Below are 16,262 nucleotides of genomic sequence, written 5' to 3'. Positions count from 1 at the left end.
CCCGCCCGCCGCATGCCGAAGGGGCGGCCCCCACCAGGGGGCCGCCCCTTCGGGCGTCTGCGGGCCTGGAGCGGCCCTCTCCGCTACGGGAGCGCCAGCATCCGCTCCAGCGCGAGCTTCGCGAAGCTCTCGGTCTCCTTGTCGACCTGGATCTGGTTGACGAGGTTGCCCTCGGCCAGGGACTCCAGGGTCCACACCAGGTGGGGGAGGTCGATGCGGTTCATCGTCGAGCAGAAGCAGACCGTCTTGTCCAGGAAGACGACTTCCTTGTCCTCCGCGGCGAAACGGTTCGCCAGACGGCGGACCAGGTTCAGCTCGGTGCCGATGGCCCACTTGGAGCCGGCCGGGGCCGCCTCCAGCGCCTTGATGATGTACTCCGTCGAGCCGACGTAGTCCGCGGCCGCGACGACCTCGTGCTTGCACTCCGGGTGCACCAGGACGTTCACGCCCGGGATGCGCTCGCGCACGTCGTTGACCGAGTCCACCGAGAACCGGCCGTGGACCGAGCAGTGCCCGCGCCACAGGATCATCTTCGCGTTCCGCAGCTCCTCGACGGTCAGGCCGCCGTTCGGCTTGTGCGGGTTGTAGAGCACGCAGTCGTCGAGGGACATGCCCATGTCGCGGACGGCGGTGTTGCGGCCCAGGTGCTGGTCCGGGAGGAAGAGCACCTTCTCGCCCTGCTCGAAGGCCCACTCCAGGGCCTTCTTCGCGTTGGACGAAGTGCAGATCGTGCCGCCGTGCTTGCCGGTGAAGGCCTTGATGTCGGCGGAGGAGTTCATGTACGAGACGGGCACGGTGTCGCCCGCGACGCCGGCCTCGACCAGCGTGTCCCAGCACTCCGCGACCTGCTCGGCGGTGGCCATGTCGGCCATCGAGCAGCCGGCCGCGAGGTCGGGCAGCACGACCTTCTGGTCGTCCGAGGTCAGGATGTCCGCGGACTCGGCCATGAAGTGCACGCCGCAGAAGACGATGTACTCGGCCTCCGGCTTGGCGGCCGCGTCCTTGGCCAGCTTGAAGGAGTCGCCGGTGACGTCGGCGAACTCGATGACCTCGTCACGCTGGTAGTGGTGGCCGAGGATGAAGACCTTGTCGCCAAGCTTCTCCTTGGCCGCGCGGGCGCGCGCCACCAGGTCCGGGTCGGACGGAGAGGGCAGGTCGCCGGGGCACTCCACACCGCGCTCGCTCTTCGGGTCGGCTTCGCGGCCGAGCAGCAGCAGGGCGAGGGGCGTCGGCTGGACGTCCAAAGGCTGGGCGGTGGTCACGACACGCACCCTTTCTGTTCTGCGACAAGGGACTTCCGGAGGGCCGGAAGGCCGGACTTCTGGAAGATCGCTTCGGCTTCTCGTCTATATGACGCTATCTATCATAACCGCTTCATGTCAGTTTGACGATGCCGATAGTGTCAATGTGACGCATCAGCCCGCGGATCCATTCCGTCCGTTCGGGTCCGTCCCCCGCGCGGTGTGCGAGCATGGAATATCTGAAACAAGCGTCGGGTCCGGAATGAATTCGCGGTCCCGCTCGTTGCCACCGACGGCAAGAGTCCGACGTTTCCCCGTCCCCGCGGGGAGCCGCCCACTTCGGGAGTGAATGTAGATGTCCGTACAGGACGACAAGACCACTGTGAGCGACGGCATCCTCCTGTCCGACGCCGCCGCCGAGAAGGTCAGGACCCTGCTGGAGCAGGAAGGCCGCGATGACCTGGCGCTCCGCGTCGCCGTCCAGCCCGGCGGCTGCTCCGGCCTGCGCTACCAGCTCTTCTTCGACGAGCGCTCCCTCGACGGCGACGTCGTGAAGGACTTCGACGGTGTGAAGGTCGTCACGGACCGGATGAGCTCCCCGTACCTCCACGGCGCCTCCATCGACTTCGTCGACACCATCGAGAAGCAGGGCTTCACGATCGACAACCCGAACGCCACGGGCTCCTGCGCCTGCGGCGACTCGTTCAGCTAAGCCGCGCAGCAGTACCCGCGAGCACGACGAGGGCCCGCCCGCCGGTCGCATCGACCGGCGGCGGGCCCTCGTCGTACCCCCCGGGCTACTGCCGGGGGAGCGGCTTGCCCGTGGTGGCGTCGAGCACCTTCCGCGAGCCCAGCGGCTGCTGGAGCGTGGCCGTCGCGGACATCTCCTGCGCGAGCATGATGCAGGCCCGGCCCGGCTGGTTCGGCGTGTCCGTGATCTTCACCAGCACCGACTCCGCGGACTCCCGCGCCTCCAGCGCGTAGGTGCTGCACGGGCTGCCCCAGAAGTTCACGGTCAGCTTCCGGTCCGCCTCCGCGTACGAGAACCCCGGCACGGTACGGCCGTCCTTCTGCCCGGGAGAGGTCTGCGGGGGAGCCTGCGCGGCGGCCGGCTCGGTCACCGCGTGCCCGGGCGCACCGTCCCGGCCCGCCACCTCGAAGATCCAGGCCGGGACCAGGCCCCGCGCCCCGTCCACCGTCCCCGGGACCAGGCCGAGCACGGCCCCCTTGACCGTCTCCGAGCGCGGCGGCTTCATCGGCCGGGGGTCCGGGTTGCACGGCGGGGTGTCCGTCGACCCGACCGGGGTGTCCGGATCCAGCGGGACGGAGGTCGCGCAGCCGCTCGGCCCGGGGGCGGCCTCCTGGCCGCTCGACCGCGCGTTCAGCCGGGCCAGCGCCTCCACGGCCCCGACCACCGGCTGCTCGGCCGACCGTACGGGGGCCTTCAGCTCGCCGCTGCCCGCCACCACGGAGCCGTCGGAGGCCACGCTCACCGTGGTCGACCAGCCCTGCGTGGGCAGCTTGCCGAAGACCGGGTCCGCCTTCACCACCCGTACCGACCCCTGGACGAGCCGGGCGTCGAGCGCGGCCCCCTCCAGGCCCGCGGCGGCCAGCACCGGGCGGGCGGCGGCCTTCGCGGCCTCCTCCGACAGCGGCTTGCCGGAACTCGCGTCACCCGCGGCCGCGCTGCCCGCGCCCGCGTCGCTCCCCTGCTGCGGGAGGGTGGCCGGGCCGCAGGTGTCCTTGCCGCGCACGCAGTTGTCCCCGGTGCCGTTGCCGTTCGCCTGGTGGCGGGCGAAGTTCCAGGTCCCCGGCGCCTTGGCGGACACCGTGAGCCGGGGCCCGGAGCCGTCCGCGGCCTCCCCGGCCAGCCAGACCTCCCCGGCGAGCCGCGGAGTGCCCGCGATGCCCAGGGCCGCCGCGAGCCGGGCCGCCTCCTCCGGGGTGACCTCCCCGGACGCGGCGTACGCGGGCGCCGTCGCCGGGCCGTCCGGGAGCTTGACGTCGGCCCGGTACACGACCGGCCCGCCGGACGGGTCGGGCTCCCCGGGCGCGATGCCCGGTCCCGGGGGATCTCCCGCGTCCCGGGGCGCGGAGGCCGCGCTGTCGCCCGCACGGAGGCCCGCCGTGCCGTCGCCGTGCGCCGTGGACGCCCAGTACGCGGTCCCGCCGCCCGCCAGCAGGACGGCGGCCGCGATCGAGGCGACGGCCCAGGCGGGCCGACGGCGCGCCGCCGCGCGCGGTGCCTCCGCCGGGGCGGCCGTTTCGGCCGCGCCGTCCGGGTCGGCCGCATGGGCCGTGTCGGCCGCATCGGCCGCATCGGGTCGTTCGCTGGTCACCGCATCGCTCCTTCACCGGTCCCTGCCTGATGCGGGTGTGACGGAACAGACGCGCAACCGGTTCCCCGCTACTGGTCCCCGTACGCCGCCGTGTCGGCGATCAGCCGCGCCGAAGCCGCCGGGACGCGGATCCCGTGGATCTGCGAGGGCGCCACGCGGGCCGGCCGGGGCCCTGCAGGAACCGCCCAGTGCGGGGCCATTCGGGCGCAGTCGCCCAGCAGCCCGGCGAAACCGGGCCGGCGCGAGGCTTCCGCGCCGGGCCGCTCGGAGGTGTACTCGGAGTAGCCGAAACCGTCGGTGTAGGTCATGGAGGCACCGTAGGCACCGCGGCTCGCGCGAAGAAAGAGCTACTACGGGGTAGTTTCGGCCGTTCGGCTCAGGGCTGCTCACCGGGTAGTTTTGACTGTCCCTTGCCGTCCTCCGCAGGAGCGTCCACGCCGTGCGCATCGCAGTCACCGGCTCCATCGCCACCGACCACCTCATGACCTTCCCCGGCCGTTTCGCCGACCAGCTGGTCGCGGACCAGCTGCACACGGTCTCCCTCTCCTTCCTCGTCGACAACCTCGACGTCCGACGGGGCGGTGTCGGCCCGAACATCTGCTTCGGCATGGGGCAGCTCGGCAGCCGCCCGATCCTGGTCGGCGCCGCCGGCTACGACTTCGACGAATACCGCGCCTGGCTGGACCGGCACGGCGTCGACACCGACTCCGTCCGCATCTCCGAGGTGCTGCACACCGCGCGCTTCGTGTGCACCACGGACGCCGACCACAACCAGATCGGCTCCTTCTACACGGGCGCGATGAGCGAGGCCCGCCAGATCGAGCTGAAGTCCGTCGCCGACCGCGTGGGCGGCCTGGACCTGGTCCTCATCGGCGCCGACGACCCCGAGGCGATGCTGCGCCACACGGAGGAGTGCCGGACGCGGGGGATCCCCTTCGCCGCCGACTTCTCGCAGCAGATCGCCCGCATGGACGGCGAGAACATCCGCACCCTGATGGAGGGCGCGACGTTCCTCTTCTCGAACGAGTACGAGAAGGGCCTCATCGAGTCGAAGTCGGGCTGGACGGACGCGGAGATCCTGTCCAAGGTCGGCACCCGGGTCACCACGCTGGGCGCGCAGGGCGTGCGGATCGAGCGCGTCGGCGAGGAGCCGATCGTCGTCGGCTGCCCCGAGGAGAACGCGAAGGTCGACCCGACGGGTGTCGGCGACGCGTTCCGCGCCGGGTTCCTGACCGGGCTCGGCTGGGGCGTCGGCCTCGAGCGCGCCGCGCAGGTCGGCTGCATGCTGGCGACCCTGGTCATCGAGACCCTGGGCACCCAGGAGTACACCCTGGCCCGCGCCCACTTCATGGAGCGCTTCACCAAGGCGTACGGCGACGAGGCCGCGGCGGAAGTCCAGTCCCACCTGGCGGCCTGATCCCCCGGGGCTCCGCCCCCGCCACCGGGGCCCGGGCTCAGCCCGGGTCCCGGTGGCGCGGCGCCGTTACCGGGGGCAGCACCCCGGCAGCGGCGCCGCACCCGGACGCGTCAGACCAGGCGGCGGACGGAGTACGCCACCCCCGCCGGGCGGGGGGATTCCCCCAGGTACGCGTGCCCGCGCATGCCGCACCACGCCGGGATGTCCAGCCGGGCCACCTCGTCGTCGGAGACCACCGTCACCGTGCCCCCCACCGGCACCCGGCCGATGGCCCGGGCGAGCTCGATCACCGGCTGCGGGCAGCGCAGCCCGAGCGCGTCCAGCTCCAGCGACTCCGCCTCCGGCAGGACCTCCGGCGCGGCCGGGACGCCCAGCTGCTCCCGTACGCCCGCCACCGCGCCCGGCAGTACCTCCAGGAACGCGTTGACCTCCTGCGCCGGCGTGCCCAGCGGCAGCGAGACCCGTACGTTCCCCTCCGACAGCACGCCCATCGCCCGCAGCACATGACTCGGGGTCAGCGTGGAGCTGGTGCAGGACGAGCCCGAATTGACCGAGAAGCCCGCCCGGTCCAGCTCGTGGAGCAGCGTCTCCCCGTCGACGTACAGGCAGGAGAAGGTGACGAGGTGGGGGAGGCGGGCGTCGGGGTGGCCCACCACCTCCACGTCCGGCACCAGCCGGACCACCCGCCGCCGGATGCGGTCCACCAGGATCCGCAGCCGGGCCGCTTCCGCCTCCGCCTCGGCCCGTACCGCCCGCAGCGAGGCCGCCGCCGCCACGATGGCGGGGAGGTTCACGAAGCCGGGGGAGCGGCCCGACTCCCTTTCGTCGGCGGGGCCTTGGGGCGAGAAGCGGACGCCCTTGCGGACCGCCAGCAGCCCCACCCCCGGCGGGCCGCCCCATTTGTGCGCGCTGGCGGCGAGCACCGACCAGGCGCCCTCCACCGGGCCCCAGCCCAGCGACTGCGCCGCGTCCACGAGCAGCGGCACCCCGGCCTCGCGGCAGACCTCGGCGACCTCCGCCACCGGCTGGACCGTGCCCACCTCGTGGTTGGCGGACTGCAGGCAGGCCAGCGCGGTCGAGGCGCCCAGCACGTCCGCGTATCCGGCGGGAGCCACCGCGCCGAACCGGTCGACGGGCACCTCCGTCACCGAGCCGCCGCGCCCCGCGTGCACCTCGGCCGCGTGGAGTACAGAACTGTGTTCGACCGCGGACACGACCAGATGGTCCCCGACGCGCCGGCGCCCCGCGAGGACTCCCGCAACCCCCGCGTGAACCGCGTGCGTCCCCGAAGGAGTGAACACGAGCTCGTCCGCGCGGCAGCCCACCGCCTCCGCGGCGGCCTCCCGGGCCGCGTCCAGCAGCAGCCGCGCCCTCCTGCCCTCCCGGTACAGCCGGGCCGGATCGGCCCAGCCCTCGTCCAGGGAGGCCTGCAGGGCCTGGCGTGCCACGGGGTGCAGGGGAGCGGCGGACGCGCTGTCGAAGTACGGCATACGGGCACGCTAGCCGCAGCCCGGCGACCATCGAGGTCAGGGGCCGTCAGATGGCTTCCGGAGCCCGCCATTCAGGGGTGCCGGACCCGTCCCCCGGACGGCGGATCCATCCCTTCGGGGGCCCTGGCGGCGCGTTGGGCACCCTCCCCGCGCGACCTCAAATAGCGTCCAGTAGGGTTTGGTCCGCATAAACATCCAAACCCCTGCCTGCGTCAGGGCCGGCGACCGACCCGAACACGGCCGCGGCCGGCCGCGCGGGCCGAGACTCTCGGGAAGGCGCTACGTGAGTCCCTACGGCTCCGACCGCTCGCCGCGGCGCCCGATGCGGCGGAAGCTGCTGCAGGCGCTGACTGCGGGCGTGGTCCTGGCGACCGCCACTGGTTGCTCGTATAACTGGAAAGACTTCCCCCGCCTCGGACTGCCCTCACCGGTAACCGAGGAGGGTCCGCGCATCCTCTCCCTGTGGCAGGGATCCTGGGCGGCCGCACTCATCACGGGCATCCTGGTCTGGGGCCTGATCCTGTGGTCCGTCATCTTCCACCGGCGCAGCCGGACGAAGGTGGAGGTCCCCCCGCAGACCCGGTACAACATGCCCATCGAGGCGCTGTACACGGTGGTCCCGCTCATCATCGTCTCGGTGTTCTTCTACTTCACCGCGCGTGACGAGTCGAAGCTGCTGGAGCTCTCCAAGCCGCAGCACACGATCAACGTGATCGGCTACCAGTGGAGCTGGGGCTTCAACTACATCGAGAACGTCGATGGAGACGCGGCCACCCCGAAGAAGGGCGAGGTCCCCAAGGAGCTCGCCTCCATCCCGGACCGCTTCACCAAGGACTTCCCCGCGGGCGCCGAGGGCGTCTACACCAAGGGCGTCCCCAGCGACAAGAACCCGGTGACGGGCAACCCGGGCCCGACCCTGGTCCTCCCCAAGGGTGAGAAGGTCCGCTTCATCCTGTCGTCCAATGACGTCATCCACTCCTTCTGGGTGGTTCCCTTCCTGTTCAAGCAGGACGTCATCCCGGGCCACACCAATGTCTTCGAGGTCGTCCCGACCGAAGAGGGCACCTTCATGGGCAAGTGCGCCGAGCTCTGCGGCGTCGACCACTCCCGAATGCTCTTCAACGTCACGGTGGTCTCCCCCGCGGAGTACCAGAAGTACCTGAAGGGCCTGGCGGAGAAGGGTCAGACCGGCTTCCTGCCGGCCGGCATCAAGCAGACCGACCCGGCCCGGAATGCGGAGACGAACAAACTGTGAGCATCCTCAACGAATCCCAGGGTGCCGCCGCAGCTGACTCGTACGAGAACGAGCTGCCGGTACGGCGCAAGCAGCCGGGCAACGTGGTCGTCAAGTGGCTCACCACCACCGACCACAAGACCATCGGCACGATGTACCTGCTCACGTCGTTCGTGTTCTTCATCATCGGCGGCATCATGGCGCTCTTCATGCGCGCCGAGCTTGCCCGTCCGGGCACGCAGATCATGTCGAACGAGCAGTTCAACCAGGCGTTCACGATGCACGGCACGATCATGCTGCTGATGTTCGCGACGCCGCTGTTCGCCGGTTTCGCGAACTGGATCATGCCGCTGCAGATCGGCGCGCCCGACGTGGCGTTCCCGCGGCTGAACATGTTCGCGTACTGGCTGTACCTCTTCGGCTCGATCATCGCGGTGGCCGGCTTCGTCACCCCGCAGGGTGCGGCCGACTTCGGCTGGTTCGCCTACTCGCCGCTGACCGACGCCGTCCGCTCGCCGGGCATCGGCAGCGACATGTGGATCATGGGTCTGGCCTTCTCCGGCTTCGGCACGATCCTCGGCTCGGTCAACTTCATCACCACGATCATCTGCATGCGCGCTCCGGGCATGACGATGTTCCGCATGCCGATCTTCACCTGGAACGTGCTGCTGACCGGTGTCCTGGTCCTGCTCGCCTTCCCGGTCCTGGCTGCCGCGCTCTTCGCGCTGGAGGCCGACCGCAAGTTCGGCTCGCACGTCTTCGACGCGGCCAACGGCGGCGCCCTGCTGTGGCAACACCTCTTCTGGTTCTTCGGACACCCAGAGGTGTACATCATCGCCCTGCCGTTCTTCGGCATCATTTCCGAGGTCATCCCGGTCTTCTCCCGCAAGCCGATGTTCGGTTACATCGGTCTGATCGCGGCGACGATCGCGATCGCCGGCCTCTCGGTGACCGTGTGGGCCCACCACATGTACGTCACCGGCGGCGTGCTGCTGCCGTTCTTCTCCTTCATGACCTTCCTGATCGCGGTCCCGACCGGTGTGAAGTTCTTCAACTGGATCGGCACCATGTGGAAGGGCTCGCTGTCCTTCGAGACCCCGATGCTCTGGGCCGTCGGCTTCCTGGTCACCTTCACCTTCGGTGGCCTGACCGGCGTCATCCTCGCCTCGCCCCCGCTGGACTTCCACGTCTCCGACTCGTACTTCGTCGTCGCGCACTTCCACTACGTCATCTTCGGCACCGTGGTCTTCGCGATGTTCTCCGGCTTCCACTTCTGGTGGCCGAAGTTCACGGGCAAGATGCTGGACGAGCGCCTCGGCAAGATCACCTTCTGGACCCTGTTCGTGGGCTTCCACGGCACGTTCCTGGTGCAGCACTGGCTCGGTGCCGAGGGCATGCCGCGCCGTTACGCGGACTACCTCGCCGCCGACGGCTTCACCCTGCTGAACACGATCTCGACGATCAGCTCCTTCCTGCTCGGCCTGTCGATGCTTCCGTTCATGTACAACGTGTGGAAGACCGCCAAGTACGGCAAGAAGATCGAGGTCGACGACCCGTGGGGCTACGGCCGTTCGCTCGAGTGGGCGACCTCCTGCCCGCCGCCGCGGCACAACTTCCTCACCCTGCCGCGCATCCGCAGTGAATCGCCGGCGTTCGACCTGCACCACCCGGAGATCGCGGCCCTCGACCACCTCGAGGACCACGCCGGAACCAAGGCGGCCGTCACCGGCGGCAGCAAGGAGGCCGGCAAGTGAAGGTCCAGGGCAAGCTCTTCCTGTGGCTCTCCTTCTTCATCCTGGTCATGGCCGTCGTGTACGGCGTGTGGTCGAAGGAGCCCGTCGGCACCACCGCGCTCTTCCTGGCCTTCGGCCTGAGCGTCATGATCGGCTACTACCTGGCCTTCACGGCCAAGCGCGTGGACGAGATGGCCCAGGACAACCTGGAGGCCGACGTCGCCGACGAGGCGGGCGAGCTGGGGTTCTTCTCCCCGCACAGCTGGATGCCGCTCTTCCTCGGCATCGGTGGCGCGTTCGCCTTCATGGGCGTCATCTTCGGCTGGTGGCTCATGTACTTCTCGGCCCCGATCCTCGTGATCGGCCTGTGGGGCTGGGTGTACGAGTACTACCGCGGTGAGAACGCGAACCAGTAGCAGCACCCGCGCGGCAGCGCCGCGTGGCACCAGGGGCCCGGACACCTCCAATGGAGGAGTCCGGGCCCCTCGTTTGCAGTCATCCCGCGCGCCGTAATTGTCATATCTTCATAGCGTTGAGCGCATGAACCACTCACCGCGTCTTTGGACGGTACTCAGCTGCTCCCTGCTGGTCGCGTCCCTCGGGGCCGGCGCAACCGCCTGCGGGTCAGGCGACGACAACCCGCTCTCCGCGCGCCCGTACGACGCGGGCGATCAGGTCGCCTTCAACCAGACCGTCGGCAGCCGCCCCGTGGACCCCGACAAGCCCCTCGAAGTCACCACGAAGGGGGGCGAGGCCCGCATCACCGACGTGACGGTCGTCGACACCCACGGGCGCCGCCTGGCGGGCGAGTTGTCCGCCAAGGGCGACCGCTGGCACAACACCGTCCCGATGGCCGCGGGCGTCCGCTACACCGTCACCGTGAGCACGGAGGACGGCAGGGGCGCGCAGGGGCGGCGTACGGCCGCCTTCGACACCACCCCGGCCAAGGGCGTCCTCAAGGTCGAATTCGGCCCGGACGCGGGCAAATACGGCGTCGGGCAGCCCATCACGGCCGAACTCAGCGAACCCGTCAAGGAGAAGGCCGCCCGTGCCGTCGTCGAACGGGGACTCGTCGTCGACACGCCCACGGGCGTCGAAGGGGCCTGGCACTGGGTCGACGACAAGAAGCTGCACTACCGCCCCAAGGAGTACTGGCCCGCCAACACCACGGTCTCCGTACGGAGCAACCTGGAAGGCGTCAGGATCTCCGACCACCTCTACGGCGCCGGGGCCAAGCCCCTGAAGCTGGAGATCGGCGACCGCGTCGAGGTCACCACCGACGCCGCCTCGCACTACCTCACGTTCAAGCGCAACGGAGAAGTGATCAACACCATTCCGGTGACCACCGGCAAGCCCGGCTTCTCCACCCGCAACGGCATCAAGGTGGTGCTCGGGAAGCAGTACTACGTCCAGATGCGCGGCGACACCGTCGGCATCGGCGGCAGCGAGTACTACAACCTCCCCGTCTACTACGCCACACGGGTGACGTGGAGCGGTGAATACGTGCACGCCGCGCCGTGGTCCGTCGGCTCCCAGGGCTACGAGAACGTCAGCCACGGCTGCACCGGCATGAGCACCGGCAACGCCGCCTGGTTCTACGAGAACATCACCGAGGGCGACATCGTCCAGGTGATCAACAGCATCGGCGAGGACATGGACGTCTTCGGCAACGGCTTCGGCGACTGGAACATGGACTGGAAGGACTGGCGGCAGGGAAGCTCCCTGCTCAAGGGCACCCAGGAAGGCCGCAGCCCCATGGACCAGGCCCGGCTGCGCCCGACCGTCTGAGCCCCGGCGGCCCCACGGGCCCCCGCACGCCTCCCGGACCCCCTCCGGGGCCCTCCAGGGCCCCGGAGGCGTCCTGTCGGAGCGTCAGGCGTCCAGGGACAGCCGGGAGCGCAGCAGGCCCGCCAGGGCCTCGGGGAACTCCACCGGGTCCACCGGAAGGGTCACGGCCGCGTCCGCACGGCTCCACGTGGCCAGCCAGGCGTCCTGCGGGCGCCCCATCAGCAGCAGCACCGGGGGACACCGGAAGATCTCGTCCTTGATCTGCCGGCACACACCCATGCCCCCGGCCGGAACGGCCTCGCCGTCCAGCACGCACACGTCGACGCCGCCCGCGTCCAGCTCCGTCAGGACCGCCGGAAGCGTCGCGCACTCCACGAACTCCACCGGCGGCAGGTCCGCGGCCGGCCGACGCCCCGCCGCCAGCCGCACCTGCTCCCGGGTGCCCGCGTCGTCGCTGTAGACCAGAACCCGCGCAGTCGCCCGCATTTCGTTCCTCCACGGTCCCGTGAATCACGTTGATGTTGCGCGGGATGCTACTCCTCCCGGTGCGTTGTCAACATCGGTTCGGACATGTCGCACGCGGGCCCGCAGAGGGGTCGTCTGATGGGCCGTTCGGGCCTTGCACACGCCCCTGACACTCCGAACGGCACCCCCCGGGGTGAGGGCGGGATAAGCGACCGACATAATGTCGGTCGTGGCGACAGCAACGACAGTAGATACCGGGCACGCGCACCCGACGGTCAACCGGCCGAACCTCGTCAGCGTCGGAACCATCATCTGGTTGAGTTCCGAGCTGATGTTCTTCGCGGCCCTCTTCGCGATGTACTTCACCCTGCGATCCGTGACAGGACCCGAGTACTGGACAGAACAGGCTGGGTTCCTGAATCTGCCCTTCTCGGCGACGAACACGACGATCCTGGTGCTTTCCTCCCTCACCTGCCAGCTCGGCGTCTTCGCCGCCGAGCGCGGTGATGTGAAGAAGCTCCGGACGTGGTTCATCATCACGTTCGTCATGGGTGCGATCTTCATTGGCGGCCAGGTGTTCGAGTACACCGAGCTGGTCAAGCACGAGGGCCTGAGCCTCTCGTCCGGACCGTACGGCTCGGTGTTCTACCTGACCACCGGCTTCCACGGTCTGCACGTGACAGGCGGTCTCATCGCCTTCCTGCTGGTCCTCGGCCGGACGTACGCGGCCAAGAGGTTCACCCACGAACAGGCCACGTCGGCCATCGTCGTGTCCTACTACTGGCACTTCGTCGATGTCGTCTGGATCGGCCTCTTCGCGACGATCTACCTGATCAAGTAGCGAACCCGTCGCCGGACACCGCTCCGGCACTCCATCCAGAAACACCGACGCAGAAGATCCTGACACCGGGGTAATCCGTGAAAAAGCTCTCCGCACGACGACGCCATCCGCTGGCGGCGGTCGTCGTTCTACTCCTCGCGCTGGCGGCCACTGGGGGGCTGTACGCCGCCTTTGCTCCCGCGGGCAAGGCGCAGGCCGATGAAACCGCCCAGTCCCTCGCCATCGAGGAGGGCAAGAAGCTCTACGCCGTGGGTTGCGCAAGCTGCCACGGAACCGGCGGTCAGGGTTCCTCTGACGGCCCGAGCCTGGTCGGCGTCGGCTCCGCGGCCGTCGACTTCCAGGTGAGCACGGGCCGTATGCCCGCCCAGCAGCCCGGCGCCCAGGTGCCGAAGAAGCCCACCATCTACACCCAGGCCCAGATCGACCAGCTGGCCGCGTACATCGCCTCCCTCGGCGCCGGCCCGATCACGCCGACCGAGAAGCAGTACAACCCGGCGGGTGCCGACATCGCCAAGGGTGGTGAGCTGTTCCGCAACAACTGCGCGCAGTGCCACAACTTCACCGGCGAGGGCGGCGCACTGACGAACGGCAAGTACGCCCCGAACCTCGAGGGCGTCGAGCCGAAGCACATCTACGAGGCCATGCTCACCGGCCCGCAGAACATGCCCTCCTTCCCCGACAGCACGATGCCGGAGAAGCAGAAGAAGGACATCATCGCGTACCTCCAGAACGTGAACGGCGAGAAGTCGGTCAGCCCTGGCGGCCTGAAGCTCGGCGGCCTCGGCCCCGTCTCCGAGGGTCTCTTCGGCTGGATCTTCGCTCTGGGTGCGCTGATCGCTGTCGCCGTCTGGGTCGCGGCCCACACCGCTAAGGCCAAGAAGTCATGAGTAGCCAAGACATTCCCGAAGAGAAGCACCTGCCGAGCGAGCAGGGCGACGCCCACCACGGTGGCGTAGCGGTCGCGGACGACCCGTTCGCGGACCCGGGCCTCCCGGTCCACAAGCCGCGCATCCAGGACATCGACGAGCGTGCGGCGAAGCGCTCCGAGCGCACCGTCGCGATGCTGTTCACGCTGTCGATGCTGGCGACGATCGCCTTCATCACGGCGTACGTCACGATCCCGGTCGACAAGATCGTGTACATCTTCCCCGTCGGGAAGGTGAGCGCGCTCAACTTCGCCCTGGGTCTGACCCTGGGCACGGCCCTCTTCTGCATCGGCGCGGGCGCGGTCCACTGGGCCCGCACCCTGATGTCCGACGTCGAGGTCGCCGACGACCGGCACGAGATCGCCGCTCCGCCGGAGGTCAAGGCCAAGGTCATGCAGGACTTCGCGGACGGTGCGAACGAGTCGGGCATCGCCCGCCGTCCGCTGATCCGCAACACCCTGCTCGGCGCGCTGGCCCTGATGCCGCTGTCCGCCGTCATGCTCCTGCGCGACACGGGCCCGCTGCCCGAGCAGAGCCTGCGCAAGACCGTGTGGGCCAAGGGCAAGCTGCTCATCAACCAGAACACGATGGAGCCGCTGCGTCCCGAGGACGTCCTCGTCGGCTCGCTCACCTTCGCCATGCCGGAAGGCCTGGAGGAGGAGCAGCACGACTTCCAGGTCCAGATCGCCAAGGCCGCCCTGATGATCGTCCGCATCAAGCCGGAGGACATCAAGGACAAGCAGGAACTGGCGTGGTCCCACGAGGGCATCGTGGCCTACTCCAAGATCTGCACCCACGTCGGCTGCCCGATCAGCCTGTACGAGCAGCAGACGCACCACGTGCTCTGCCCGTGCCACCAGTCCACCTTCGACCTCTCCGACGGCGCCCGTGTCATCTTCGGCCCGGCCGGTCACGCGCTTCCGCAGCTGCGGATCGGTGTGAATGACGAAGGCTTCCTCGAAGCGCTCGGCGACTTCGAAGAGCCCGTCGGTCCTGCATTCTGGGAGCGCGGATGAGCACTGCGACCACTGACACGAAGGCGCGCAAAGCGCCTGCCGGCGAGCGCGTAGCGGACTGGGCGGACGGCCGCCTGGGCATCTACAGCCTCGCCAAGGCGAACATGCGCAAGATCTTCCCGGACCACTGGTCCTTCATGCTGGGTGAGATCTGCCTCTACACCTTCATCATCATCATCCTCACGGGTGTGTACCTGACGCTGTTCTTCCACCCGAGCATGAACGAGGTCGTGTACCACGGCTCGTACGTGCCGATGCAGGGCGTCCTGATGTCCGAGGCCTTCGCCTCGACCCTCGACATCAGCTTCGACGTCCGCGGTGGTCTGCTGATCCGTCAGATCCACCACTGGGCGGCGCTGATCTTCGTCGCGGCGATGGTCGTGCACATGATGCGCGTCTTCTTCACCGGCGCGTTCCGCAAGCCGCGTGAGGTCAACTGGATCTTCGGCTTCCTGCTGCTCGTCCTCGGCATGTTCACCGGTTTCACCGGTTACTCGCTGCCGGACGACCTGCTGTCGGGTACCGGTGTCCGCTTCATGGAGGGCGCGATCCTGTCCGTGCCGGTCATCGGCACGTACCTGTCGTTCTTCCTCTTCGGCGGAGAGTTCCCGGGCGGCGACTTCGTCGCACGGTTCTACTCGATCCACATCCTGCTGCTGCCCGGCATCATGATGGGCCTCCTGGTCGCCCACCTGATCCTGGTCTTCTACCACAAGCACACCCAGTTCGCGGGTCCCGGCAAGACGAACAACAACGTCGTCGGCATGCCGCTGCTGCCGGTCTACATGGCCAAGGCCGGAGGCTTCTTCTTCCTGGTCTTCGGTGTCGTCGCGGCCATCGCGGCCATCGCCTCGATCAACCCGATCTGGGCGCTCGGCCCGTACCGCCCGGACCACGTGTCCACCGGTGCGCAGCCCGACTGGTACATGGGTATGCCGGAAGGCCTGATCCGAGCCATGCCGGGCTGGGAGATCAACCTGTGGGGCCACACGCTCGTCCTGGGCGTGTTCATCCCGCTGCTGCTCTTCCCGCTGGTCCTCGGCGCGATCGCCGTCTGGCCGTTCATCGAGTCCTGGGTCACCGGCGACAAGCGCGAGCACCACATCCTGGACCGCCCGCGCAACGTCCCGACCCGTACGGCCTTCGGTGTCGCCTGGATCGCGGAGTACATCGTGCTCCTCATCGGCGGCGGCAACGACATGTTCGCCCAGTACTTCCACCTGTCGATCAACTCGATCACGTGGTTCGTCCGGATCGGCTTCTTCGTCGTCCCGGTCGTCGCCTTCATCGTCACCAAGCGGATCTGCCTCGGCCTCCAGCGCCGGGACCACGACAAGGTGCTGCACGGTCGCGAGACCGGCATCATCAAGCGTCTGCCGCACGGTGAGTTCGTCGAGGTCCACGAGCCGCTCTCGCAGGGCAAGCTGCACACGCTCACCTCGCACGAGCAGTACAAGCCGGTCGAGATCGGCCCGACGGTCGACGAGAACGGTGTCGAGCGCAAGGTGAAGGCCACCGAGAAGCTGCGCGCGAAGCTCAGCAAGGGCCTCTACGCCGAGGGCAACCAGATCCTGAAGCCCACGGCTGAGGAGTACAAGGAGATCCAGTCCGGCCACGGCCACCACTGATCCCCGCTTGACAGCATGAGGGACTGATTTCGGTCAGTCCTGGTGTCGCCACGGCGAGAGCCCCGTCCAGTGTCTGGACGGGGCTCTTTGCCGTCTCCCCGGCTGGATAGGCTGAAGGCCTTTCCATTCGACGTGGATCTCTGA

General features: G+C 69.0%; 15 protein-coding genes. 10 read left to right on the top strand and 5 right to left on the bottom strand.

The annotated features are described in order from the left end of the window. Positions 1-83: 83 nt before the first annotated feature. Positions 84-1,271, bottom strand: a complete 1,188-nt coding sequence (gene nadA / locus ACIGFK_RS35110) for a quinolinate synthase NadA (protein ID WP_376662483.1) — start codon at positions 1,269-1,271, stop codon at positions 84-86. A gap of 325 nt (positions 1,272-1,596) precedes the next feature. On the opposite strand from nadA, the gene erpA reads away from it, so the two are divergent. Further along, a complete protein-coding gene (erpA, locus tag ACIGFK_RS35105; RefSeq protein WP_030010511.1) occupies positions 1,597-1,953 on the top strand; it encodes an iron-sulfur cluster insertion protein ErpA in 357 nt (118 codons plus the stop codon). Positions 1,954-2,038: 85 nt separating this feature from the next. Here the strand turns inward: erpA and ACIGFK_RS35100 are convergent, their stop codons facing one another. After that, a complete protein-coding gene (locus tag ACIGFK_RS35100; protein WP_400055090.1) occupies positions 2,039-3,580 on the bottom strand; it encodes a hypothetical protein in 1,542 nt (513 codons plus the stop codon). A 68-nt stretch (positions 3,581-3,648) separates the two neighbouring features. Then, positions 3,649-3,888 carry a hypothetical protein gene (locus ACIGFK_RS35095; RefSeq protein WP_376662415.1) on the bottom strand — a complete coding sequence of 80 codons (240 nt, stop codon included), beginning with the start codon at positions 3,886-3,888 and terminating at the stop codon, positions 3,649-3,651. A 131-nt stretch (positions 3,889-4,019) separates the two neighbouring features. On the opposite strand from ACIGFK_RS35095, the gene ACIGFK_RS35090 reads away from it, so the two are divergent. Next, entirely contained in the window at positions 4,020-4,997 is a 978-nt protein-coding gene (locus tag ACIGFK_RS35090) for a carbohydrate kinase family protein (protein ID WP_386469821.1), read from the top strand. 110 nt (positions 4,998-5,107) lie between these two features. On the opposite strand, the gene ACIGFK_RS35085 is transcribed toward ACIGFK_RS35090, so the two are convergent. Then, positions 5,108-6,487, bottom strand: coding sequence for a cysteine desulfurase/sulfurtransferase TusA family protein (locus ACIGFK_RS35085; protein ID WP_386469824.1), 1,380 nt, complete (start codon positions 6,485-6,487; stop codon positions 5,108-5,110). A gap of 283 nt (positions 6,488-6,770) precedes the next feature. On the opposite strand from ACIGFK_RS35085, the gene coxB reads away from it, so the two are divergent. The 4 genes from coxB to ACIGFK_RS35065 all read left to right on the top strand — a co-directional run bounded on the left by coxB (position 6,771) and on the right by ACIGFK_RS35065 (position 11,242). Continuing rightward, on the top strand, positions 6,771-7,742 hold the full coding sequence (gene coxB / locus ACIGFK_RS35080) for a cytochrome c oxidase subunit II (RefSeq protein ID WP_376658776.1): 972 nt from the start codon (positions 6,771-6,773) through the stop codon (positions 7,740-7,742). Beyond that, a complete protein-coding gene (ctaD, locus tag ACIGFK_RS35075) occupies positions 7,739-9,475 on the top strand; it encodes a cytochrome c oxidase subunit I (RefSeq protein ID WP_376658777.1) in 1,737 nt (578 codons plus the stop codon). Before coxB ends, ctaD begins: the two co-directional genes overlap by 4 nt. Then, complete coding sequence (locus tag ACIGFK_RS35070) at positions 9,472-9,870, top strand: cytochrome c oxidase subunit 4 (RefSeq protein ID WP_376658778.1); 399 nt, start codon at positions 9,472-9,474, stop codon at positions 9,868-9,870. The genes ctaD and ACIGFK_RS35070 overlap by 4 nt, the downstream gene beginning before the upstream one ends. A gap of 124 nt (positions 9,871-9,994) precedes the next feature. Beyond that, positions 9,995-11,242 carry an Ig-like domain-containing protein gene (locus ACIGFK_RS35065; RefSeq protein ID WP_376658779.1) on the top strand — a complete coding sequence of 416 codons (1,248 nt, stop codon included), beginning with the start codon at positions 9,995-9,997 and terminating at the stop codon, positions 11,240-11,242. 84 nt (positions 11,243-11,326) lie between these two features. On the opposite strand, the gene ACIGFK_RS35060 is transcribed toward ACIGFK_RS35065, so the two are convergent. Next, on the bottom strand, positions 11,327-11,728 hold the full coding sequence (locus ACIGFK_RS35060; protein ID WP_376658780.1) for a hypothetical protein: 402 nt from the start codon (positions 11,726-11,728) through the stop codon (positions 11,327-11,329). A 199-nt stretch (positions 11,729-11,927) separates the two neighbouring features. Between ACIGFK_RS35060 and ACIGFK_RS35055 the strand changes: the two genes are divergently transcribed. The 4 genes from ACIGFK_RS35055 (at position 11,928) to ACIGFK_RS35040 (ending at position 16,118) form a co-directional block, all read left to right on the top strand. Beyond that, positions 11,928-12,548 (top strand): heme-copper oxidase subunit III, encoded by a 621-nt coding sequence (locus ACIGFK_RS35055; RefSeq protein ID WP_376658781.1) that lies wholly within the window; start codon positions 11,928-11,930, stop codon positions 12,546-12,548. Positions 12,549-12,625: 77 nt separating this feature from the next. Further along, the gene (locus tag ACIGFK_RS35050; RefSeq protein WP_376658782.1) at positions 12,626-13,435 is read left to right on the top strand and encodes a c-type cytochrome; all 810 of its coding nucleotides are present in this window, start codon (positions 12,626-12,628) and stop codon (positions 13,433-13,435) included. After that, positions 13,432-14,490 carry a Rieske 2Fe-2S domain-containing protein gene (locus ACIGFK_RS35045; protein ID WP_376658783.1) on the top strand — a complete coding sequence of 353 codons (1,059 nt, stop codon included), beginning with the start codon at positions 13,432-13,434 and terminating at the stop codon, positions 14,488-14,490. Before ACIGFK_RS35050 ends, ACIGFK_RS35045 begins: the two co-directional genes overlap by 4 nt. Further along, a complete protein-coding gene (locus tag ACIGFK_RS35040) occupies positions 14,487-16,118 on the top strand; it encodes a cytochrome bc complex cytochrome b subunit (RefSeq protein ID WP_376658784.1) in 1,632 nt (543 codons plus the stop codon). Before ACIGFK_RS35045 ends, ACIGFK_RS35040 begins: the two co-directional genes overlap by 4 nt. Positions 16,119-16,262: the final 144 nt, after the last annotated feature.

Source organism: Streptomyces sp. NPDC085524 (assembly GCF_044541755.1).
In the GTDB taxonomy this organism is placed as follows: Bacteria; Actinomycetota; Actinomycetes; order Streptomycetales; family Streptomycetaceae; genus Streptomyces.
This window is presented reverse-complemented; position numbering and strand designations above follow the sequence as displayed.